The following is a 21,766-nucleotide window of genomic DNA, read 5'->3' on the forward strand; positions in this document are numbered from 1 at the left end:
GGGAGTAGACTAGGATGAAGTTTGCGATTACTTCAAAAGGGGACCAAAAATCGAATACCTTAATGCATAGAATGAGAACCTATTTATTGGACTTTGAGCTCATTTATGATGAAGACCAACCGGATATTGTGATTTCAGTTGGCGGAGATGGAACACTTTTATATGCTTTTCACCGCTATTCAAGCAGATTAGATAAAACTTCTTTTGTTGGAATCCATACGGGGCATCTAGGGTTTTATGCGGATTGGACACCAGAGGAAATGGAGAAGCTGGTCATTGCGATTGCCAAGACTCCATATCAGGTTGTTGAATATCCTCTAGTCGAGGTAATTGTTCGCTATCAAAATGGAGGCAAGGAAGCACGATATCTTGCCTTAAACGAATCGACTGTAAAAAGTGTCGAGGGAACCTTGGTAATAGATGTAGAAATTCGTGGTGATCATTTTGAGCGATTCCGCGGGGATGGGCTGTGTGTTTCGACCCCTTCAGGAAGTACAGCCTATAGTAAGGCGTTAGGCGGGGCGATTATCCACCCATCAATAGCTGCTCTCCAAATAGCAGAAATGGCTTCCATAAACAATCGGGTCTTCCGTACAGTCGGGTCACCGCTTATATTACCAGCACATCATACATGTTTACTTAAGCCAGTTAACCGTGACGATTTTCAAGTCGGAATCGACCACTTGACCATGTTGCATAAAGATGTTAAATCAATCCAGTTTCGTGTTGCTGAGGAAAGAGTCAGGTTTGCACGTTTTCGACCTTTCCCATTCTGGAAACGGGTTCACGATTCGTTTATTTCAGATTCAAATTAACTAATGATGGAGCAATCATAATGTCATCACGTTTTCAGCTTAGTTGGTCAATTAATGAAAAAGATGAAGGAAAGCTGATTAAGGACTTCCTTAAAGAAAAAGCGATTTCTCGGACAGCCTTAACGGATATTAAATTTAAGGGCGGCAGTATCCTGGTTAATGAAAAGGAAGTAAACGTCCGTTATAAGCTCAAGCTGGAAGATGAGTTAGTTTTATATTTTCCCCCAGAGGTCCCGAGTGAAGGAGTTAGTGGGGAGAGCATTCCTCTGGATATTATTTATGAGGATGATTATTTGCTTGTAGTCAATAAACCTCCTGCGATGAATACCATTCCATCTCGTGAACATCCTGCTGGAAGTCTTGCCAATGCCCTTGTTGGTTATTATGACACGATCGGTATAACTGCCACATCGCATATCGTGACACGACTGGATCGAAATACCTCAGGTCTCGTTTTAATTGCTAAGCATCGGCATGTCCATCATTTGTTTAGTGAAGCACAAAAACGTGGACAGGTAAAACGGACCTATGAAGCTTTTGCGAGTGGGGTAGTCTCTGATATTCAAGGAAAGATTGAGGAACCGATTGGCAGAAAAGATGACAGTATCATTGAAAGGGAGGTACGGGCTGACGGGCAATATGCTTGTACAAACTTTCGGGTGCTTGATAGGTACGATGAGTTTACCCATCTGGAATTACAGTTGGAAACTGGGAGGACCCATCAAATTCGGGTGCATATGGCTTTTGTGGGCCACCCTTTATTAGGTGATGATTTATATGGCGGTGACACAAAGCTCATTCAGCGCCAGGCCTTGCATTGCAGGAGGCTGCGGTTTTTTCATCCTTTTCTACTGGACGAAATGGAGTTTAGTTGCGAGCCTCCTGAAGATATGGAAAGATTAAAAATGAGCTGACCTGTGATGGTCAGCTTTATTATTAAATGCGGCAAGAAAAACGTAGAATCCTTTGGAAGATAGCGGGCCAAGAACAAATGAGGCTGACTAGTGCCTGTGTTAAAGGAATAAGAGCGAGGAGGGGAAGTAAAGGGGCTGACTAGTGCCCGTGCTCAAGGAAAAAGTGAGAGTGCGGGCACTAAAGCGCCGCCCCCGCCGCCTCCCTACACCCTTGGGCTACCCCAATTAATCAAACTCCCTAAATTTTTCAGCAACATATGGCATACTAGCAGGAACAGAAGCAATCTCCATCTCAGGATAACGTAATGCCGAAAGCTTGCCCCCAAATACCGCTCCTGTATCAATATTATAGGTATTGTTGACCTTTCTAACTTCTTTTACAGGAGTATGGCCATAAACAATGCAGGGCTTTCCCTTGTATTCTTTTGCCCAATCCCTCCTGATAGGGGTTCCATCAGGATTTTTTTCACCTGTTATATCCCCATAAAGCACAAAGGTTTTAACTTTAGCCCCAGTTTGACCGATGTATTTTTCTTTATTCCGGCATGAGCAATAATCAGCTGCCCGTCATCGAGAGTAAGGTAAAGCGGTGCATTTTCATAAAGCTCTATAAATTGATGGCGAACTTTTTGCTGGTCTTTTTTGCCTATTGCCAAATATTCCGCAACTGTTGTCTCAAGTCCGTGGGTCGTTTGTACCTTATTTCCAAGAAAATAACGATATAATTTATTACAATGATTTCCTGGGGTATAATAAGCCTGTTTCCGCTCGATAACTAAATTCCAAACAATATCGATTATTTTCAAGGATTCAGGGCCGCGGTCGGTAAGATCACCGACAAATCCAAGTTGACGTCCCTCAGGATGGATGGGAATTCCTGTCTCCCACCCATACCCCAACAATTTTGTTAACTCTTGAAATTCCTTGTAACACCCATGGATATCACCGATAATATCAATTTTCAACTTTCTGGCCTCCTTCGAACGAATCATTATTAATTTTGGTTTGTTTCATTTTTTATATGTTAATGAATAGTTTTTTAAGTAAGTAAAAAAAGAAGGGAGAGTTGGACACTCTGGGACAGCATGCATCCGTTATATCTCTATTAATTGTGGTCACGGCCGCATTTATCACGCCAATTATTCTACACCGCTTCAAATTATCTTTTATCCCCGTTGTTGTAGCTGAAATTCTAATGGGGCTCGTCATCGGAAAAACTGGGTTGAACGTCGTCCATGCGGATACGTGGCTTGGGACACTCTCCACGTTAGGATTTATCTTTTTAATGTTTTTAAGTGGTCTGGAAATTGATTTTTCTGCTTTTACCAAAAGTAAAAAGTCCCCTGGAGTTAAAAGAGAACCTAATTCATTCCTAGCTTCCGGACTTATTTTTGGAGGTATTTTCATTATTTCACTAGGCCTGTCGTTTTTATTTGTATGGGCTGGATTTATTGATAATGCCTTTTTAATGACGATGATTATTTCTACTATTTCTCTTGGAGTCGTTGTACCAACTTTAAAAGAAGCACATCTTATGAAAACAACTATTGGCCAAATTATTTTGTTAACAGCGGTTATTGCCGATTTGGTTACGATGATTTTACTTGCCGTTTTCGTATCGCTCCACGAAGGTGGAAAAGGAAACACATGGCTGTTGCTTGTTCTTTTTGGTGCAGGAATTTGCCTTTATTTTATTGGGAGAGGATTTAAAAATCGAAACATTTTTGAAGCTTTATCAACAAGTACCGTTCAAATTAGTACAAGAGCCGTTTTCACTCTTATTATCGTTTTAGTGGGTTTGTCTGAATCAATAGGGGCAGAAAATATATTGGGTGCATTTCTAGCTGGAGTTCTTGTTTCCTTGTTATCACCAAATCAGGAACTGCTTCATAAGCTTGATTCCTTTGGTTATGGTTTTTTAATCCCCATCTTTTTTGTTATGGTAGGAGTGAATCTTAACCTATGGGCGCTTTTAAGTGATCCTAAGCTATTAATGCTGATCCCGCTATTACTTTTAGGACTGTTTATCTCGAAATTAGTTCCTGTTTATTTGTTAAAAATTTGGTATGACACCAAAACCGTTATTTCTTCAGGGTTCTTGTTAACCTCCACGTTATCACTGGTCATTGCAGCAGCAACAATTGGGGAAAAGATGAAAATTATTAGTTCAAAAATGGGTGGAACCCTTATTCTGGTCGCAGTTATTACATCCATTATAGCGCCCATTGTCTTTAAAAAGTTATTTCCAAGAGAACGGGCTGCAAATAAAAAATTAAAGGTTGTTTTTATTGGTGCAACACAATTAACACTGCCGATCTCTCTGGAGTTAAAATCGGGATTGTATGAAACAGTTATTTACCATAAGGAGTCAGATACAAAAATATCAAATTCCTTATTTGATGTGAACGAGATTTCCGATTATTCATTAGAAACGATTGAAAAAACAGAGGCTGTGCATGCGGATATTGTTGTCGTTTCTACTGGGGATGAGGAGGTCAATGCTGTCCTGGCAGTTGGGGTGAAAGAAAAGGGAATCCAAAGGGTCATCACTCGTATCGAGAGTCTAGATTTAGAAGAAAGCCTGCTTGAGCACAATGTTGAAGTGTTTTCTTCGTTTATTTCTACTAAAGTATTGCTAAGGGCATTAATTGAATCACCAAGTGTGATCGATATTTTAACTAATCAAGAAAATGCATTATATGAAATTAGGATGCGAAATGAGGAATTTGACGGGATGCTTTTAAGGCGTTTTCCGTTTATTGGGGATATTATTTTTGTCAGGATTTTTCGTGGAAATGATTCTATTGTCCCGCATGGAGATACTGAATTAGAGTTGAATGACAGGCTGATTGTAACAGGTTCAAAAGAGTATGTTGACGAATTAAAAAAAGATCTTGAGTTTTGTGATTAATCGAACGTAGGGGGAAACGAAGTTAGTAAAATCCTGCTTCTTTTCATTTTTTGTTTAATGGTGTAAAATTAGTACCAAGTACTATAACTTGTTGATATAATAGGAGGTCTATTCATGCTATCACTAGCTGGAAAAACATTTGTCGTAATGGGCGTAGCCAATAAACGTAGTATTGCTTGGGGAATTGCACGTTCCCTTCATCAAGCAGGTGCACGACTGATCTTTACATATGCAGGCGAAAGAATGGAAAGCAGTGTTCGCGAGCTTGCAGTTTCTTTGGAGGCTGACAATACACTAGTATTACCATGTGATGTAACAAATGATGAAGAAATCACAAAATGCTTCGCTCAAATTAAAGACGAAGCAGGTGTCATTCATGGAATTGCCCATTGTATTGCTTTTGCCAATAAAGAAGAGCTCTCGGGTGAATATTTGAACACAACAAGAGACGGATTCCTGATGGCACAAAATATCAGTTCTTATTCACTAACTGCTATTGCCAAAGAAGCAAGAGGGTTAATGACAGAAGGCGGAAGCATCGTTACTCTAACTTATTTAGGGGGAGAGCGGGCAATTCCTAATTATAATGTCATGGGTGTCGCAAAAGCTTCGCTTGACGCTAGTGTCCGTTACCTTGCTTCAGACCTTGGAAAAGACGGAATTCGGGTAAACTCTATTTCAGCTGGTCCAATTCGAACATTATCGGCCAAAGGAATCAGTGATTTTAATTCAATTCTAAAAGAAATCGAAGAGAAAGCTCCACTTCGCCGCGCTACCACACCAGAGGAAGTAGGAGATACTGCTGTCTTCTTATTTAGTGATTTATCACGTGGCATTACCGGTGAAAATATTCACGTTGATTCTGGGTACCATATTTTATAAAAGCATTAAAAAGTCTGCACTATGCAGGCTTTTTTTTATTCCCGTGAAAGGTGATGTTAATAACTGTACATATTATAGGAGTGATTGTTGAAATATAAAAATAAAGGATTAAAAGAATGTATGGAAGGTGGAAAAATGACCTCACGTTTTTGGAAGCTGGGAATGGTTTTGATAGCTTTTGTTTTGTTGCCCGCCTGCGGGCAAGATAACGGAAATGAAAGTCGTGGAGCACTTCTTAAAACAACCAATCCGTCCCCGCTCAGTATTGCAAATGGCAGGACAAGCCATGTTGAAAAAATTCGCAAAGATATTAGTTCATTTCCAGAAGTGTACGATGTCGCCGTCATTAAAGGAAAAAAAGAAACGCTTGTCGTTTATAAAGTGAAACATTTGAACCGATTTAAGATGAAGGGGATTGAAGCCAAGCTCAACAAATTCCTTGAAAAAAGGTATCCAAAGGAAAACTTCAAGGTTTCCAGTGACTATAAAATATTTTTAGAAGCAGTCAGATTGAGAGAGGATGAGGAAAAGCATAATCTTTCAGAAAAAGAAGCGGAAAAACAGTTCCAAAAAATCATTAAACTAAAGGATGAAACAACGTAAGGAAGGGATTAGCGATGGCAAGTAAACAAAAAAATTTGACCCCGCAGCAGCAAAATTATCAGCAGCTGCAACAAAAGTATGAATTAAAACGCCCAGTGCTTAAAAATTGTATAAAGGCGTTCTTTGTAGGCGGGCTGATTTGCACAATAGGTCAGGCAATCAGTTATTTTTACATATACTTTTTTAACTTTACTGAACAGACTGCGGGAAACCCAACAGTGGCAACGATGGTCTTTTTTGCGATGCTGCTGACAGGTTTTGGAGTATATGACCGTATCGGCCAATTTGGAGGAGCGGGTAGTGCTGTTCCGGTAACGGGCTTTGGAAACGCCGTTATTTCTGCTGCGATTGAACATCGGACAGAAGGTTTTGTTCTTGGCGTTGGCGGGAATATGTTCAAGCTTGCAGGGTCGGTCATTTTATTTGGTGTATTTGCCGCATTTGCAGTTGCACTCATTAAAACATTATTGGGGATGTGGGGGGTTTTGTAATTGCTAAAGGGACATCAATCCTGGGTCTTCAATAACAGGCCAATGATTGCGGCAACAGGTGTATCAGGCGGTCCATTTGAAGCGAACGGTAACCTGGCTAATGATTTTGATATTTTACATGAAGACTTATGGATGGGGATGGATTCTTACGAGAAAGCTCACAGGGTTTTAATTGAAGAAGCCATAAAAACAGCCTTAGATAAAGCCAATGTTCAAAAAGAACAAGTACAATTTTTATTTGCAGGGGATTTGATTAATCAAATTACACCTTCAAGTTTTGCAGCAAAAACAATGCAAATACCATATTTTGGACTATTTGGGGCATGTTCTACCTCAATGGAGGGTTTGGCGTTAGCATCCTTTGTTGTAAATAATCAAGGGGCAAAATATGTGCTGACAGGGGCCGCAAGCCATAATGCTGCAGTGGAAAAACAATTCCGATATCCAACTGAATATGGCGGTCAAAAGCCGCCGACAGCACAATGGACGGTTACAGGTGCCGGTATCGGGCTCATCATACCCAATGATTCATCAAAATCCATGCCTGTTGTTACATCTGCGACAATTGGAAAAGTAATTGATATGGGATTATCTGACCCCTTTAATATGGGTGGAGCAATGGCACCTGCAGCAGCAGATACGATTATGGCTCATTTTCGTGATCTTCAGATTGATCCCTCCTACTATGATTTAATTATCACTGGTGATCTTGGGAAAATCGGAAACGAAGTGGCTTATAAGCTTGTTCAACAAAGCGGTCTAAATATCGAGAGAACTCATTTTAAAGATTGCGGCTTATTAATCTACAAAGAAGACCAGCCCGTTCAAGCGGGAGCTAGCGGTGCAGGCTGTTCAGCAACCGTTTTATATGGCCATTTGTTAAATCAATTGAAAAAAGGGGTTTATCGACGAATCCTTGTCGTTGCTACAGGAGCCTTGCTATCCCCATTAACCTTTCAACAAAAGGAAAGTATTCCATGTATAGCTCATGCTGTTTCCATTGAATTTAATGGAGAAGAGGGGTGAATCGATGTTAGCGATGTTTTTTTGGGCCTTTGTCATTGGAGGAATCATCTGTGTGATTGGTCAGTTGCTATTTGATGTTGCCAAGCTTACGCCTGGACATACGTTGAGCTTGCTCGTTGCAATTGGGGCTGTTTTAGGAGGATTAGGTCTTTATGAGCCATTAATCGATTTTGCCGGTGCAGGGGCTACGATCCCGATTACAAGCTTTGGTAACTCCCTTGTGAATGGGGCTATGCAAGAAGCAGATTTGCATGGTGTTGTTGGAGTGTTAACAGGAATGTTCGAAGTGACGAGTTCCGGTATTTCAGCAGCGATTATTTTTGGATTTATTGGTGCACTTCTTTTTAAACCAAAAGGTTAAAAAGTTTAGTCCCCAATTTTCATCAAGCCCTGTTGGTTGCCTATACACTTTTTCAAGTTTTCTCATATGTTATTTATGAGAATGGATAAGTGAGGTGACTTATATATGTGGGGATTCGGATATGGTGGTGGCTGCGGCTACGGCTACGGCGGAGGCTTCTACGGCGGTTCAACATTCGTTTTAATCGTTGTATTGTTCATCCTTTTAATCATCGTTGGAGCAAGCTTCTATTAATAGATGCTTCTATCAACAAGAGGGGTTGGTCAACTTTGGCCAGCCCTTTCTTTATGAATCAAATCACCAAACTTCACTTCCTTCATACAATAAAGTAGCTAAAAAAGGGAGTGAATCTCAAAATGGATAATGGTTTCTTTAAAAATATAGAAAAGAAAACAGGCGTAAACATGAAGGAAATTTTCGATTTAGCTAATTCCTTGCAAAACGCCAATTTTAAAGATGAAAAAACAGTTAGAAATGTAATTCGGAGAGTTTCAAAAATGGCTAATAAACCAGTGAGCAAAGATGTAGAAGATCAACTTGTAAAAACGATCATTAATAATGGCAAACAACTTGATCTTAATACGATTGCAAATATGATGAATAACAAAAAATAAGACTTGTTTCCGACTTGGAAACAGGTCTTTTTTTTCAGCCAGGAAAGTATAAAGGTGCAACTACGCCTCTGTCTTCGCCCTTAGGGGCTCGCCAATCGGCGAGTTTTCTTTATGACTTAACTTCTTTTTTCAATGGTGCCAAAAAGCGTGAAGACTTCGCTTTTTTGCCTCTTCTTTTTTCAGGAAGGGACAAATATAGTTGTTCTTTTGCTCTTGTAACCGCCACATATAGAAGTCTTCTTTCTTCCTCAATGGCTGCGTAATCAGCATTGTTTAGAGCATAATCATGCGGAATGCTGCCGTCCACTGTACCAATGATATAAACGGTATTGTATTCAAGACCTTTTGCCCGATGTATGGTACTCAAAGTAATGGCATCCGAAAAATGCTTCCGCATGTTTTTGATTTCTTTATTCATCGAGGACATATGGGAGGCATGGTCTAATAAAGCATTGATGCTGTCAAAATTCTTGGCGGCTACCTTTAAATCCTTAATGTCATCAGAGCCTTTTTCCAGTTTGCTGGCCTCGTCCCCTCGTTTTTTCAAAAAGTCTTGAAAACCGATTTCTTTTTCGATTGTTTCAATCGCTGCTGAAGGGGATGAATATTTTAATCTTCGGGTCAAATCAACGACTTTCTTTACTTTCTTTTCTTGAAACTTATGAGTTAATTTTAAGTGGCCCATTGCCTCAAGTATACTGCAGTCATTTAAAATGCTGTTTGCCTTGCAATCATTTATTGCGGATTGCTTTAAAAATAAAGATGGGAGGATGTCGCTAAAGGCATGTGTGTCATCTTCATTTAGGCTTAATTTTAAAAAGGCTAGAATGCTTTTAACAATGCGTCTGTCATAAAAGGATTCAGCATCCGAATCAATGATAAACGGCAGATTCGAATTCGCAAGCCGTTCAAAAATCGCTCTCGATCCGGCATGGGTCCGAAATAAAATCGCAAAGTCGGAGGGTAATGCCCCCATTGAAATTTTTTCTTGGATATCGGTTACGATCATCGTTGCTTCTTCCTCTTCATCATGAGGATAGAACAAAACAGGAGCAACTCCATTTGAAAATTGAGCTTTCATTTTTTTGATTTTACGTGTTTTATTTAACCTGATAATTTGGTTCGCTGTCGTGACAATTTCATGTGATGAGCGGTAGTTTTGGTCAAGCGTGATTACTTTTGCATCTGGAAAATCCTCTTCAAATGAAAGTAAATAGCCTGGATCACTTCCGCGGAACGAATAGATCGACTGATCATCGTCCCCAACGGCACAGACATTTTGATGTTTACCTGATAAAAGTTTGATCAACTCATACTGTACCTTATTAACATCCTGAAATTCATCAATTAAAAAATAGCAAAACCGTTCTTGATACTGTTCAAGTAATTGTGGGGAAGCAAGAAACAGTTGATAGCAGCCAATTAACATATCATCAAAATCAAACATGTCGGCATTGGCTTTATATTCTTCGTATTTTCGGTATAAAAAAGCTGCCTTTTCATCCCAATCAGAAGCAGGCTGTACTTCGTGAGGCAAGATCAATGAGTTTTTCCAAAATCCGATTTGCTGTAAGGCCAAATCATAGGCAAATTCTTTTTCACTCAAGTCAATCTCTTTACCGGCTTCTTTTAGAATCTTGTCGCGCTGCCATTCTTTCTTCAATAATCTGTCAGTATTCCATTTATCACGAGCGTGGAATAAAAGAATCCGATAAAAAATGCTATGGAAGGTTCCGGTGACAAGCTGACTGACCTTTGCTTTATTCATTTGAGGGTAGGTGAGTAAGCGGCTTTTCATTTCATTCGCTGCTTTTGAAGTAAACGTGACAAGCATAATGGATCGCGGGTCAATATTATTATTTTCAAGCATATAAGCCGTCCTAGCGGTTAATACTCTCGTTTTTCCACTGCCAGCTCCCGCAAGAACTAAAAGGGCTCCCTCTGTTCGCATGACGGCGGCAGATTGGCTTTCGTCCAACTGCACACCAAATTCTTCTAAATTTTTAAGGTATATTGGTTGATTAATTTTTAGGGCTGGCATATTTTTAAGGGAGAAGGGTATTTCCGAAGTAATCATTTTCTTCTTAATAAAAACTGTGTTTGGTTTTGGCTCCTCGACGATCGTTCTTCCTTTTGGCATTCGAAAACCATTCTGCTCAATAAAGTGCTCTTTTACTTCCTCAGAGCGGAGTATCGGCATGACATCCTGGCATTCTTTTTCAACAGAATTGATATGGAAAAAGTGGGGGGAATTGTTAATCCCTAGATACAAACGAACCTTTTCCTGGCAAGCAGGACAGGAAAGTTCACCGTTTTTCCCCGCGTTGTATATTTTTTGAAAATCTTCTCGGTCCAATTGTTCAATTGAAATCAACTGGTTTTGATAATGTGCTGTTTTCATATTTTCCCTCATCTATGATTGTGAAATCCGATAGATTCTATCTTACCATATTTGAAAGAGTAGTAGGTTTGCTTTTTAGGAATTAAAAATATTGGCAGATGGGAAGGAGTGTTTAGAATGGGATATTTGCTACCGATTCAATACACCCAATATCAAGAATATCAAAATCGAATTAAACGGGTGAAAACCAATGAGTTTCGAACCAAAAGTGTTGATCAAGTGAAGAGAATTTATTTAGCACAAAAAAATAAATTTGCGGTACATCTTCCAAAAAATAAGGTTACAAGGAACATGGCGGTAGCGGAAAAGGTATATGCTGATTTGACAGGGATAGGCAGGAATTTTGACGAGAGTATTTAAAAAAACACTTGACCTTAATGGGACAAGTGTTTTTTTCGTTCTAGGCTTCTGCCTTTATACTTTGAAGTTCGTCAATAAGTGTATGTTTAACCATTGTTTTATGAGGAATGCCGGCATCCAAAAATTCTTCTGAAACGACTTCATAGCCAAGTCCAGCGTAAAAGGGAATCGCATGAGTTTGCGCATTTAACTTTAATTTTCTCAAGCCCTTTTCAGTCGCAAATTTTTCAATTCCAGTCATAATCATTTTACCTGCACCCGTTTTTCGGTACTGTTTTAAAACACAAATTCTTTCTACTTTTCCGTAACCATCAACAATTCTAAATCGGCCTGCACCCACAGGTGTACTTTCATCATATAAAACGAAATGGGTTGCCTCTTTTTCGTACTGATCAATTTCTTCTTCCATTGGAACATTTTGCTCATCCACGAATACGGTTGTTCGAACCGAGTATGCTTCTTTTAATTCTTTTTCATTTTCGACAATCTTTAAGTTCACTTTTCTATGCTTCCTTTCCAAGTCTGAATGTTTCATATACTGTCCATGATCCATTTTCTAACTGGTAAAGAAGATGGAAGCGGTCGACTGTTTCTTCATGTTCTGCTTTCAACATGCGCAATGAACCGTAGACATCAGAATGCTCATCATCTGATAGCTTCTGACCAATTGTGATATGGGGGACAAATGAATATTCTAAATTTTGCTCGCTAAATGATTGGTTGATTTCATTATAAAGCCCATCCAGCTCGGGAGTGGAGCTTACCTTAAAATAAATTACATTATTGACTGGCTTAAATGAACTAATTTTTGTTGTTTGCAATGTAAAGGGTTCGTAGTTTTTTGCCAGTGCATGCAGTTTTTCAGTAAATGGTTTAATCTCGCTTTCTGTCGCTTCAAACGGATTTTTTAAAGTCATATGCGGGGGAATCAATGAATAATGCGGGTCATAACGTTTACGATACGAATTTGCTAGATCTTGAAGTGATTTAGACGGAAAAACTACAACACCATATTTCATATATATACCTCCAGTTGTTAAATAATTGAGTGAAAGCTCTAAGTCTGACCAAATGAAAAATTGCAGTTTCTTCTGAATGTTTTTAATTATACCAAGTTTTCTTTGTTTAAGAAATACCACAGATTCAAGTGTCAGCTGCGAAACATCAAAGATAGGGCTCGCATTAAATCTGGTTGCCAATAGGTCCATGAATGATCCCCATAAAATTCTTCATAAAAGTATGTAAATGATCTTTCCAAACACAGTTTAGACATCTCCCGATTTGGGATGAGAAAATTTTGAATTCGTCCGTCAGTTGTATTCACTTCTGTTTCATTATTTCCAACAACATGATAAATATCTAGCAGTTCGGGCTTTGAAAAACTTTTTATTTTTTCAAGCACAACGTCATTAACAAAAGGGGATTGCAGCAGCACTTTGCCAAACGTATATGGATATTGGAGTGCGGTTAATAAGGAAATCGATGCTCCAAGTGAATCACCAATTAAGGCCCGTGTTGACCCCATTTGGTATGTTGGAAATTCATGATCTAAAAAACCTACTAATTCATGGGCTAAAAAGCGAGTATAGGCCTGATGCTGCTCACCATCTGGATGATATTTTTTTCTTCTATCTTCTACATTTTTATAAGGAATTCCCACAACTAGGATATTCTCGATTTCTCGTTTGTGCAAAAGCTCATCGACAAAGCGTCCGATACGTCCGAGCTGAAAATAATCCTGCCCATCTTGGGCAATTAACAGGGAGTATTTATATAGAGGAGAATAGTTAGCGGGCAGGTAAATAAGAATTTCAAGTTCTTCCCCTAGTTCTTTGCTTTTAAAGAGAAGTTCTTTGACTGTTCCTTTCGGATAATTCATTCGTCCCACGCACCTTTCGTTTATTTGGATTTTATCACAAAAGTTGACGGAAGGCTTTGTATGGAGGATTTAGTGGCAGAACGATGAGGATGGATGTGTCCGTCATTAGTGCAAAAGATGATTGGAGCATGAATCCGGCATGATGGAAAGGATGTTATCTACCCGAAAAGTCCGCATTTGTTTTCGAAGCAGACAATAAGCCCGAATATACTCATCATTAATTTCTTTTACAATCAGCTTCCGCTGTGAAAACTGGTGATCCTCAGAAAGATAGATAATTTCCAAAGGAAGATTTTCATTTTTTGACCTCATAAAAAGGTTGTTCATGATTCTTCACTCCTTTCTTTATATCCCTATTATATACGAATGTACGTTCTTTATTCAAGTTAAAAGGAAACAAATGTTCTGTTTTGGCGAATTTATTTTTTGAAAAAGGTGTGGTTTAATATCTGATATTGACATTACATGAAAATCATATTATATTAATAAATGTCCTCACTATTTTGAGTTAAGTGAGACAAACATAAATCTTTATAAAACGATCTGTTAGCTCAGTTGGGAGAGCATCACCTTGACAGGGTGGGGGTCACAGGTTCAAGCCCTGTACAGGTCATTGGGTGCCAAACCCGTAGAACCCTTCGGAACAAAGGGTTCTTAGAAAAAAGACTGCTTCTTCGGAAGTGGTCTTTTTTACTGGATTTTTCTCGTGGCATCCATTTGGCAACATTTATTGCGATTCCCCAAAAATTGTTTGATCAAGACGATTAGATGCATCATGCTGCATGTTTGGAAGTAAATGTCCGTAAGTATCCATTGTCGTACTAATCTTGTTATGTCCAAGCCTTTCTGCAATTAATTTCATTGGTTCATTTTGTGCAATCATTAGTGAAGCATGTGTATGCCGCAAATCATGAAAGCGTATATGCGGAAGTTCAGCTTTTTTTGTTAATGATTCAAAGACTCTGGTGAGGTTGCGGTGGTGGTATGGTGCACCATTCCGAGCTCGAAAGACCAAATCGAGATCCTTATATACTGGTTCATAGCCTTCTTTTTCAATGTCTTGTTGTTCTTGGTAGGCAAGTAATACCTGTTTTGTGGATTTCGAGAACGTAACTGAGCGTACACTGCTTCGCGTTTTTGCTCCTTTTTTGATTGTTTTTCCATCCTGCTCTAGTGTTTGTGTAACGTAGAGCACTTGCTTTTCGAGGTCAATATCCTTCCAACGCAATCCAAGAAGCTCTCCTTTTCGTAAACCAGTCATGATAGCCAGGTGGAAGATAAAATATAACCTGTGATTCTTGGAACAATTCAAGAAATGTTGAATTTGATTGACGGTCCATATTTTCATCTCTTTTGGTGATACTTTAGGCTTTTCAATTTTGCTTGCTGGGTTGCTTGGTATATCACCAATTTTGACAGCATCATTGAGACAAACATTAACAATGTTAAATGTTCTTTTAATGGTAGCTTCAGCTAATCCTTTATCATGCATTTTTAAAATGAATTTTTGGATATGCATTGGCTTTAAATAGGATAATTCAATGTTACCTAAAACTGGCAGGATGTTATTCTTGATGCTTCCGGTATATAGTGAGATTGTATTGTTACTCAAGGATAATTTCTTTATTGAAAACCAATCTTTGATATATTGTTTGAATGGTATCTTTTTTGATTCAACATATGTGCCATCACTAAATTGGACTTCTAGTTTTCTTAATGCATCGGTTGCATCTTTTTTTGTTTTAAAGCCACGCTTCCTTTTTTGTTTCCTCTTACCATAATCATCGTAATAATTAAAAACGTAAAACCATGTTTTCTGTTCGTCATCTCTGTAAACCGGCATTCTATTTTCCTCCTGAAATTCGTCACCCCTTTTAGATTTGTTACCGATAATTTCATAGTACAATGAAACAATCTATTTGTAATCTAGGGTGCCTAAAAATAATTGTAGATAGTTAAATGGTTAGTTTGTTAGCTTCTAGTTATCTTTTATTCTTTTATTTTACATATCAGATATATTGAAATCGAACTAGTATAAGAATATAAAACAACGAGCTTGGATTGGTCCATGGATAAAAAATAGTTAATAATGATTTTTCCATAGAATTGCTCCTAATATCTTTGAATTACTTCTTTTTTGGAATTTTCAGTACCCTTATAGGAAAAAAAGTCTAAAAAAAATTCTGGGAGGTAGTTGGTTACCATTACCCTTCGGTTGTCGAAGTTCGATGCCCTACCCCCTATATTAGTAGTGTTCTAAAAAACATGTATGCAATTTTAGTTGTTGATGGCTTACAAAATGGAATAGTTGGTTAGTGGGTACGTATAAAATTGGAAGAATCTGTCCAAGTTACATTCATGTAAAGAATCTTGGAAGGAAGGCGCCAACATGAAACGAATGAATCATACCACACCTATTGGCATTGTTTTTAAACAACATAACATTAAGTACCAAGTAGTGGAGGCGTCCGTGAATCTTGATGAGGTTTACCGGATGGACGCTGATTCAATAGGGAAACCTTATTATCAATTACGAGGCACCTTTACGTGTGAATCCTGCGGTGAGGACACGGAACGCCAGGTGTTGCATATTTATTATAAGGTGCAAAAAGAAAAAATGCCTTACGTTCTTTGTGACTCCTGCATACATCAAAGCTTTGTACATACGAGCAGGCTGGCGGCGAATAAAAGGTGGAAAGAAACGGGCTTTATGCGTCTAGTGGATAGACTGGATGATCTGGGGGAGTACTGGGATTATGAAAAGAATACCCTGAATCTAGACGAAATTATGTTAAAGGACGTGACCGGAAAGGAAGGCCGTTATCAGTATACATCAGTCCACCTCTACTGTTATCTATGTGAAGGGGAATGTGAAAGATCGTTACGAACTATAATGAACAATAAGTCTAATACCGGCCATTCGTGGGTGCTATGCGATGAGTGTAAAAGCCGGTCTCGAACTTCTAAAGGGGAGATTTTGGGGCTGCTGATATCGGAGTATTGCTCCGTGAAGTTTGGGCTCGCTTATGAGTTCCAATATGGAAGAGAGGGCCTTGTAAGTAGGGAAGGCAATCCGCTCGCGTTTGATTTTGCATTTTTTACTTTTGTAGAAGCTTTATCCTTTATAGTTGAAATCCAGGGAGGTCTGCACACGGAGAAGCATTTTGCGGAATCAGAAGAGGATTTCCAAAAACGCATAGAACGGGATATAATCAAACGTGATTATTGCCGGGAACATCACCTGGAACTAGTGGAGATGGACTACCGTTTTCCTAGCAAAAAGGAGCTGCGGCGGCTCCAGTCTGTATTTACGCAATTGCTGATAGACCACGGATTGATTCCGGATACCCCCAACATCCAGGATTTTTCGGAATATGCCTTTTATATCACACTCGAGTATCAAAAGCTGAACGCGAACTCGATAACCATCAAGAAGCTGGTGTCATATGTAATGGAAGGTAAACGGATCGGTGATTTAACCGATATCGAGTTGATCCGTAAACTTTTCTTGTCCGACAAACAGACGAAGACTGCATATAACCGTGCTATTTTACCTGAAGTCACTTATCTTCTGAAGGATACGAAGCATTCTATAAAGGAAATATCCCAGATTACCAAGATGTCAAATTCCGTGATACGTCGTATTAACATTGGAGAAATTTACTCCGAGCATACACATGCATCCAAAGAAGAACCATTAAAGAAAATGAAAAGATCCCGGATTGACGAAAGTACCGTTTTGGGCATTGTAAAGGACTTAAAGGAAACTGAGCTCTCATTCCGAGAAATCGGGAAAAAGAGGGGAGTGTCGGAGTCAGTGCCAAAAGCTATTAATGACGGCAGAAGATACACGCAGTACTCTGGAGCATCAATTGAACTTCCAATTCGCCCGCCCCAACGGAAAGGGAAACAGCTGGTGCTTGCCATTGTGGAATTACTGCGGAGTACAACTTGGACCCAGGATCAAATTGCTGATTATGCAGGTGTTAGCAAAGCCGTCGTCCAAAAGATCAACACCGGATATAATCACAGCGAGATCACTGGTGCATCCAGCCAGGAGCCGATAAGGAAAAAGCAAAAGCTTAGAAACCAGTGATAAGCTATATTAGTTTCAATTTCTTCAAAGCTTTTACACATAGAGCTATATCGAAGGTATACCTGATGAAAGCCATCTTAATTAATACACGACAGGGTTAATACTAGGACGGCATTGTTCTGATGAATATATATTTTTAACGAGAGGATAGATAAATCAAAAACCTTTAGCAATTATACAAAAAGACTATAGACAAACTCGATTTTTTTCGAATTGTCGACAGTCTGAAAGCACCCAAATGGGTGCTTTGATTATTTCTACAGCATTTAACTCTTTTTTGTCGAATCTATCCTAAACAAAGGATAATTCGTGGTTAGCCGGATATTCAAGATTCATGCCAAATAAAATACTTTTCATATCATTTGAATTTTTGACAGAGTTGGCCCAAATTCTAAAAAATACATTTGGCATTTGGAATGTTGGAATTATGTTAATAGCAAATAAATCATTGTCTTTTTCAATAGTATAATTGGCTTTATCTCTACTAATATTTGTTGACAGATGAATATAATACGAGTTTTCTTCGGTATATGCTGTATTAAGATCAAGAACTGCAATGTATTTTAAATTATTAATATCATAATTGCGTTGAAAGTAATTTATAAATTCATCAAGTTCCTCTTGCACATTGTTTCCAGATGTTAATTTTAGTGTTATAAGTGTATTAAATTCTTGTGAACCAAAATTGTAAAGATACACTGTTTGTGTATAAAGTATTCTATTTATAGCATCATGAATAAGATTGGTTAGTTTTTTCATTTAAATTTCTCCTCTTATATTAATAAGCTTGGTTTGGTTTCATGTCTTTTGGTAACTATTATTGTTTTCATGTGAATTCAGCTGATTTCGTATATATCTTATCATTTGGTGTCACCTTTTCACCAATACGATAATAATAGCTGGACAATCGCTAACAAGAAATTCATTGAAAGAATACTACTTAAAATCGAATTATTGTACTATTTCTACGTTTTCCTCAATTAATCATGAAATTCCTTAATTTTTGTAATTATGGAATACAAATTACCACGAAAATTATGTGAAATCTGTGGAAGGTGCTAGCCGTGTTTCCTTTTATCAGCAATATTTCAAAGTCAAGTCGCCATTTATCAGATGAAGCTGAACATTATAAATTTGTTAATATAAGAGTTGGCAAAGTATATGGATTATTAAAGAACGATGATGAGGCCTATGAAGGAAAAGAAATGATACAAGCTGAAGATGGAAATTTTATTTGTAGTTTTTCATTATTTTTGAATGTTAAATGGATGAAGATTCATTCGGAAAACGAAGTTTTAAGATCCACAAATATGGAGTAGTTTGTTTCTTGATGACGTGCTAACAAGGTCTGAAAGATTATATTTCGTCTCCAAAGACAGACAATTAAAATTTTCTTAGCTCCTGGAATAATTATCATGAAAAAAGATTCCTAGGATTTTTAGACATTGATATTATTCCTTTTGTCAGAAATTAAAAATCATTAATAGAATAATAAAATGCCTCTTTCCAGCAATATAAGCCTCATCGCGGGAAGAAGTGAAATCTAGTAGGCAAAGAGTTTAATATTCAATTAAAGCATTACTTTAAAACATCGGATACTGCAGTTAACAAAAAGGGGAACTATATCTATGTTGCCCTTTTAATTTGGAACCTATTTTATGTTTTTCACCACATTAATCTTCTAGCCAATTCTCAGTAATTGTCAATACGATGTTATTACTTAAAATTTCATAACACTAATTTTTGAATTCAAAAGTATTCGTAATCTAACAATGGTTTAGTCATCATTCAATACTTCTTCCTTATTTCTGGCATTTAAATGATGTAGGTTTTGGCAGTATGTTTTGTATTCATTTCGAATGAATACTAGAACTAAAACTGTATAAACACTTATATTTATGCACGGTTTTTTAAGCAGTGCTTATTGTATTAACGGAGCATTTAGTTGAAGAATCGTCTTTAGCTCTTATTCAACAATCGGGCCATTTAATTGTGCGAAACGTTTCTAACCTAACTTGGGAATGGTCACATTACCAGATAAAAGTTAGACAGTTCCTTACGGAACTGAAGGATTATATCGAAGAGTCAAATGATGGGGTAACGCCCTGAAGGGCTCTCTCTAAGTCGAATAGCACTGGATTAAGTAAGAATGATAGTGTTATAAGCTCGGCAAAAAGGCGTGAGAATTTACCGTAACGGGTTAAGCTGACGAAATCCTACCCGCGGGGGTGGCGTAAATCATGATGCTTGAGTTGAATGAATATGGTGAGAATGCAAATGAACCTAAAATAAAAAGGTTACGCTGACGAACTTCTGAATGTACGGGTCTATAATGGCGATACATAGAAATGTGTATATCACTTAATGTGAGGTTAGCAATGGATGAGTAAGACTGATTAATATGAAAATCCATGATATGTTACAGGCATATGAATGGCTAACAGGCTTACAGGAAGCACCTAAGTTCATTCCATAATAGATATAATTCAACGTTGTAAGCTGATAACGTGGAGGACTTACTTCCTATGAATCGTTGGTAAGGAAAGCAATAGTGAGAATAGCTACTGTATAACTTATCTTTGTATCAGTGAAAGTGGTGGCACAGTACCAATGAAATGTTTAATCAACATGGAGGGATAGCCACTAGACTAATGAAGAATCATTTAATCATGCAAGGCAAATCTTTATCGGTTAATAAGGTTCTCGTAAGACTAAAAGAGGTTTACCTCCCACGGGAGGCACCGACTTATTGAAACGGAAGAATTGAGACACTTGATGATGTTACGATTTCAGAAGTGTTGATGATTAAATCGAATTGGATTAGTTGGAACGCCGTATGCGGTGAAAGTCGCACGTACTGGTGTGGACGGGGGGAAAAGGGAGCGATAACTTCAAACCCTTACCTATCTGTATGAATAACTTACTTTAATGGAAATTGGATATTTATATTTGAAATAAAGACAAGATTGTGAAGGTTGAACTTAAATTAACGGTTCAGTTGAACAAGGTTATTCAATAATTTGACAATTAAACATATAGGAAATATTCATAAGTGTAATAGAATGGGAATAAGGATCAGAAAAAAATAATAGAAGTTCTATCTCTGGAAAAATATCAAAGGGTGAGGGATATGAATAGGGACTTGAAAGACTTTTTGGAAGATGTAACTTGGTTTCTCAGAGACATTAATGATATAAGGGTAATAGATAAAAGGTCATTTACTTGTACAAAAAAATTTGAAGATAAGTTCCCCTTTTTGACATTATTACTTAAAAAAGCAAGGATTACTAAAGTTCAATATAAAAATCAAATCTATGAATTATTTGGTTGGACAAATAGGGTTTCACAGTCATTTGGCTGGCTTTGTTTAGAACCGAGAGAAGAAAATAACATCATAAATAAACCGCTTCATCCTGACCATATACTTTTACTTGAGAATTTTGGTGGAATAACTGAAAGATGAAACGAGCCAGAAGATATTTGGTTAAATAATTTGAACAACACTTTAACTTACAAAGATGCAGTACTTGGTTTTAATGGATGGGAGGATGTGTTTAAAAAGTTCTGCGAGGATGATGGAATTGAAGTAAAAATAAACCCTGATGATTTCATATCCTTTGCTTTTGAAGCGAATGGAAATTTAACAATGTACCATAAGGAATCCGGGAAGTTCTTATGTATGCTCACGACCATCTATTTGATTATGTCTCCACATTGGATAACTATCCAGAATATACCCTTTATAAAATTAACAATTGCCACACATTTCGGGATTGGGTTGAAACTGTAGCGATTCAATGCTTAAAACATATTGAATCATAAGGTAATCCAGTCTTTTTGAACACAGGAATACATAATTTTAAGAAAGATTAATCCATTCACTAATTCAATAAATTTATTAGATTGTCTTTGGTATATTCTGCCGTTTACCTAAAGATTGGAAATTATCAGGAATACGAAGGAGAATTACTAATTAGGATTAGGAAGTGAAAAGATGCTTATTTTAGCACAATTACCTCCCTTGGTAGCTGCATTAATTTGTTCTATAGTAGGTTCTGTAGTTCTTATTTATTCTACAAAATTACCATTCCCACATAAGTGGGGGGCTATTTTATTTGTTACTTGGATGTATGTATGTGCTATTGGAGAGGTTATGATTTATTATCATAATTCTTTTGGAAACAGTATGTTTCTATATGGGGCGATACTATTTTTTTCATTGTTTCCTATCTGTATATTTATTTCATATAGACATGGAGATGAAAGAAGGAAAAATATATGGAAAAAGGCGTTTAAAAGGATGGGAGCCATCTTTTTAGCGTATTTAATATTTGCTATATTTGTAATATTATTTATAAAGTAAAATTTATTCGCAATATTCTGGGAGAAAGATTAAGAAAAGAAGGTAAAATA

At 37.6% G+C, this 21,766-nt stretch carries 23 protein-coding genes, 1 tRNA gene and 1 pseudogene; 17 read left to right on the forward strand and 8 right to left on the reverse strand.

All coding sequences use genetic code 11. The features are described 5' to 3' along the window. Positions 1–14 precede the first annotated feature (14 nt). Together RCG17_RS19740 and RCG17_RS19745 are read left to right on the forward strand one after the other, a co-directional pair. Positions 15–815 (forward strand): NAD kinase, encoded by an 801-nt coding sequence (locus RCG17_RS19740; RefSeq protein WP_308171792.1) that lies wholly within the window; start codon positions 15–17, stop codon positions 813–815. 20 nt (positions 816–835) lie between these two features. Beyond that, a complete protein-coding gene (locus tag RCG17_RS19745) occupies positions 836–1,729 on the forward strand; it encodes an RluA family pseudouridine synthase (RefSeq protein ID WP_308171793.1) in 894 nt (297 codons plus the stop codon). A 225-nt stretch (positions 1,730–1,954) separates the two neighbouring features. Here RCG17_RS19745 and prpE read toward each other — a convergent pair. Beyond that, positions 1,955–2,694: pseudogene (prpE, locus tag RCG17_RS19750) on the reverse strand (bis(5'-nucleosyl)-tetraphosphatase PrpE). Between the two features lie 110 nt (positions 2,695–2,804). On the opposite strand from prpE, the gene RCG17_RS19755 reads away from it, so the two are divergent. The 8 genes from RCG17_RS19755 to RCG17_RS19790 all read left to right on the forward strand — a co-directional run bounded on the left by RCG17_RS19755 (position 2,805) and on the right by RCG17_RS19790 (position 8,617). Next, positions 2,805–4,640 carry a monovalent cation:proton antiporter family protein gene (locus RCG17_RS19755; protein ID WP_308175892.1) on the forward strand — a complete coding sequence of 612 codons (1,836 nt, stop codon included), beginning with the start codon at positions 2,805–2,807 and terminating at the stop codon, positions 4,638–4,640. A 114-nt stretch (positions 4,641–4,754) separates the two neighbouring features. Beyond that, on the forward strand, positions 4,755–5,522 hold the full coding sequence (gene fabI / locus RCG17_RS19760; RefSeq protein WP_308171794.1) for an enoyl-ACP reductase FabI: 768 nt from the start codon (positions 4,755–4,757) through the stop codon (positions 5,520–5,522). A gap of 135 nt (positions 5,523–5,657) precedes the next feature. Next, positions 5,658–6,125, forward strand: a complete 468-nt coding sequence (locus RCG17_RS19765; protein WP_374120974.1) for a sporulation protein — start codon at positions 5,658–5,660, stop codon at positions 6,123–6,125. 14 nt (positions 6,126–6,139) lie between these two features. Then, the gene (spoVAC, locus tag RCG17_RS19770; protein WP_308171796.1) at positions 6,140–6,616 is read left to right on the forward strand and encodes a stage V sporulation protein AC; all 477 of its coding nucleotides are present in this window, start codon (positions 6,140–6,142) and stop codon (positions 6,614–6,616) included. Then, on the forward strand, positions 6,617–7,642 hold the full coding sequence (gene spoVAD / locus RCG17_RS19775; RefSeq protein WP_308171797.1) for a stage V sporulation protein AD: 1,026 nt from the start codon (positions 6,617–6,619) through the stop codon (positions 7,640–7,642). A gap of 4 nt (positions 7,643–7,646) precedes the next feature. Then, complete coding sequence (spoVAE, locus tag RCG17_RS19780; protein WP_308171798.1) at positions 7,647–8,003, forward strand: stage V sporulation protein AE; 357 nt, start codon at positions 7,647–7,649, stop codon at positions 8,001–8,003. Between the two features lie 105 nt (positions 8,004–8,108). After that, positions 8,109–8,237 carry a YjcZ family sporulation protein gene (locus tag RCG17_RS19785; RefSeq protein WP_308171799.1) on the forward strand — a complete coding sequence of 43 codons (129 nt, stop codon included), beginning with the start codon at positions 8,109–8,111 and terminating at the stop codon, positions 8,235–8,237. A gap of 122 nt (positions 8,238–8,359) precedes the next feature. Next, complete coding sequence (locus RCG17_RS19790; RefSeq protein WP_308171800.1) at positions 8,360–8,617, forward strand: sporulation-specific transcription regulator SpoVIF; 258 nt, start codon at positions 8,360–8,362, stop codon at positions 8,615–8,617. A 109-nt stretch (positions 8,618–8,726) separates the two neighbouring features. Here the strand turns inward: RCG17_RS19790 and RCG17_RS19795 are convergent, their stop codons facing one another. Next, positions 8,727–11,018, reverse strand: coding sequence for a UvrD-helicase domain-containing protein (locus RCG17_RS19795; RefSeq protein WP_308171801.1), 2,292 nt, complete (start codon positions 11,016–11,018; stop codon positions 8,727–8,729). A 117-nt stretch (positions 11,019–11,135) separates the two neighbouring features. On the opposite strand from RCG17_RS19795, the gene RCG17_RS19800 reads away from it, so the two are divergent. Next, positions 11,136–11,378, forward strand: coding sequence for a hypothetical protein (locus tag RCG17_RS19800; RefSeq protein WP_308171802.1), 243 nt, complete (start codon positions 11,136–11,138; stop codon positions 11,376–11,378). Positions 11,379–11,418: 40 nt separating this feature from the next. Here the strand turns inward: RCG17_RS19800 and RCG17_RS19805 are convergent, their stop codons facing one another. The 4 genes from RCG17_RS19805 to RCG17_RS19820 form a co-directional block, all read right to left on the reverse strand. Further along, a complete protein-coding gene (locus RCG17_RS19805; RefSeq protein ID WP_308171803.1) occupies positions 11,419–11,877 on the reverse strand; it encodes a GNAT family N-acetyltransferase in 459 nt (152 codons plus the stop codon). A 4-nt stretch (positions 11,878–11,881) separates the two neighbouring features. Beyond that, a complete protein-coding gene (locus tag RCG17_RS19810) occupies positions 11,882–12,397 on the reverse strand; it encodes a YjcG family protein (RefSeq protein WP_308171804.1) in 516 nt (171 codons plus the stop codon). 131 nt (positions 12,398–12,528) lie between these two features. After that, entirely contained in the window at positions 12,529–13,257 is a 729-nt protein-coding gene (locus tag RCG17_RS19815; protein ID WP_308171805.1) for an alpha/beta hydrolase, read from the reverse strand. A gap of 105 nt (positions 13,258–13,362) precedes the next feature. Continuing rightward, positions 13,363–13,584 (reverse strand): WYL domain-containing protein, encoded by a 222-nt coding sequence (locus tag RCG17_RS19820; RefSeq protein ID WP_308171806.1) that lies wholly within the window; start codon positions 13,582–13,584, stop codon positions 13,363–13,365. Positions 13,585–13,797: 213 nt separating this feature from the next. On the opposite strand from RCG17_RS19820, the gene RCG17_RS19825 reads away from it, so the two are divergent. Beyond that, positions 13,798–13,870, forward strand: a tRNA-Val gene (locus RCG17_RS19825). Between the two features lie 114 nt (positions 13,871–13,984). Here RCG17_RS19825 and RCG17_RS19830 read toward each other — a convergent pair. Then, the gene (locus RCG17_RS19830) at positions 13,985–15,100 is read right to left on the reverse strand and encodes a site-specific integrase (RefSeq protein ID WP_308171807.1); all 1,116 of its coding nucleotides are present in this window, start codon (positions 15,098–15,100) and stop codon (positions 13,985–13,987) included. A 546-nt stretch (positions 15,101–15,646) separates the two neighbouring features. Here RCG17_RS19830 and RCG17_RS19835 point away from each other — a divergent pair. Further along, the gene (locus RCG17_RS19835; RefSeq protein ID WP_308171808.1) at positions 15,647–17,353 is read left to right on the forward strand and encodes a hypothetical protein; all 1,707 of its coding nucleotides are present in this window, start codon (positions 15,647–15,649) and stop codon (positions 17,351–17,353) included. 291 nt (positions 17,354–17,644) lie between these two features. Here RCG17_RS19835 and RCG17_RS19840 read toward each other — a convergent pair whose 3' ends face one another. Next, positions 17,645–18,112 (reverse strand): hypothetical protein, encoded by a 468-nt coding sequence (locus RCG17_RS19840; RefSeq protein ID WP_308171809.1) that lies wholly within the window; start codon positions 18,110–18,112, stop codon positions 17,645–17,647. A 305-nt stretch (positions 18,113–18,417) separates the two neighbouring features. Between RCG17_RS19840 and RCG17_RS19845 the strand changes: the two genes are divergently transcribed. The 4 genes from RCG17_RS19845 to RCG17_RS19860 all read left to right on the forward strand — a co-directional run bounded on the left by RCG17_RS19845 (position 18,418) and on the right by RCG17_RS19860 (position 21,716). Further along, complete coding sequence (locus tag RCG17_RS19845) at positions 18,418–18,672, forward strand: hypothetical protein (RefSeq protein WP_308171810.1); 255 nt, start codon at positions 18,418–18,420, stop codon at positions 18,670–18,672. Positions 18,673–20,483: 1,811 nt separating this feature from the next. Further along, positions 20,484–20,816, forward strand: a complete 333-nt coding sequence (locus tag RCG17_RS19850) for a hypothetical protein (RefSeq protein ID WP_308171812.1) — start codon at positions 20,484–20,486, stop codon at positions 20,814–20,816. A gap of 87 nt (positions 20,817–20,903) precedes the next feature. Then, complete coding sequence (locus tag RCG17_RS19855) at positions 20,904–21,143, forward strand: hypothetical protein (RefSeq protein ID WP_308171813.1); 240 nt, start codon at positions 20,904–20,906, stop codon at positions 21,141–21,143. 204 nt (positions 21,144–21,347) lie between these two features. Continuing rightward, the gene (locus RCG17_RS19860; protein WP_308171814.1) at positions 21,348–21,716 is read left to right on the forward strand and encodes a hypothetical protein; all 369 of its coding nucleotides are present in this window, start codon (positions 21,348–21,350) and stop codon (positions 21,714–21,716) included. Positions 21,717–21,766 lie beyond the last annotated feature (50 nt).

Source organism: Neobacillus sp. PS3-12, from assembly GCF_030915385.1.
GTDB lineage: Bacteria > Bacillota > Bacilli > Bacillales > Cytobacillaceae > JAEVLT01.

Excerpts from the sequence above, each read along its gene's own strand:
- RCG17_RS19790 (WP_308171800.1), top strand. The coding sequence starts at position 8,360 with ATGGATAATGGTTTCTTTAAAAATATAGAAAAGAAAACAGGCGTAAAC.
- spoVAE (WP_308171798.1), top strand. The coding sequence starts at position 7,647 with ATGTTAGCGATGTTTTTTTGGGCCTTTGTCATTGGAGGAATCATCTGT.
- RCG17_RS19835 (WP_308171808.1), top strand. The coding sequence starts at position 15,647 with ATGAAACGAATGAATCATACCACACCTATTGGCATTGTTTTTAAACAA.
- RCG17_RS19840 (WP_308171809.1), bottom strand. The coding sequence starts at position 18,112 with ATGAAAAAACTAACCAATCTTATTCATGATGCTATAAATAGAATACTT.
- RCG17_RS19800 (WP_308171802.1), top strand. The coding sequence starts at position 11,136 with ATGGGATATTTGCTACCGATTCAATACACCCAATATCAAGAATATCAA.
- RCG17_RS19860 (WP_308171814.1), top strand. The coding sequence starts at position 21,348 with ATGCTTATTTTAGCACAATTACCTCCCTTGGTAGCTGCATTAATTTGT.
- RCG17_RS19815 (WP_308171805.1), bottom strand. The coding sequence starts at position 13,257 with ATGAATTATCCGAAAGGAACAGTCAAAGAACTTCTCTTTAAAAGCAAA.
- RCG17_RS19740 (WP_308171792.1), top strand. The coding sequence starts at position 15 with ATGAAGTTTGCGATTACTTCAAAAGGGGACCAAAAATCGAATACCTTA.
- RCG17_RS19745 (WP_308171793.1), top strand. The coding sequence starts at position 836 with ATGTCATCACGTTTTCAGCTTAGTTGGTCAATTAATGAAAAAGATGAA.
- RCG17_RS19850 (WP_308171812.1), top strand. The coding sequence starts at position 20,484 with ATGAATAGGGACTTGAAAGACTTTTTGGAAGATGTAACTTGGTTTCTC.
- spoVAC (WP_308171796.1), top strand. The coding sequence starts at position 6,140 with ATGGCAAGTAAACAAAAAAATTTGACCCCGCAGCAGCAAAATTATCAG.
- RCG17_RS19830 (WP_308171807.1), bottom strand. The coding sequence starts at position 15,100 with ATGCCGGTTTACAGAGATGACGAACAGAAAACATGGTTTTACGTTTTT.
- RCG17_RS19785 (WP_308171799.1), top strand. The coding sequence starts at position 8,109 with ATGTGGGGATTCGGATATGGTGGTGGCTGCGGCTACGGCTACGGCGGA.
- RCG17_RS19765 (WP_374120974.1), top strand. The coding sequence starts at position 5,658 with ATGACCTCACGTTTTTGGAAGCTGGGAATGGTTTTGATAGCTTTTGTT.
- RCG17_RS19810 (WP_308171804.1), bottom strand. The coding sequence starts at position 12,397 with ATGAAATATGGTGTTGTAGTTTTTCCGTCTAAATCACTTCAAGATCTA.
- RCG17_RS19820 (WP_308171806.1), bottom strand. The coding sequence starts at position 13,584 with ATGAACAACCTTTTTATGAGGTCAAAAAATGAAAATCTTCCTTTGGAA.
- fabI (WP_308171794.1), top strand. The coding sequence starts at position 4,755 with ATGCTATCACTAGCTGGAAAAACATTTGTCGTAATGGGCGTAGCCAAT.
- RCG17_RS19795 (WP_308171801.1), bottom strand. The coding sequence starts at position 11,018 with ATGAAAACAGCACATTATCAAAACCAGTTGATTTCAATTGAACAATTG.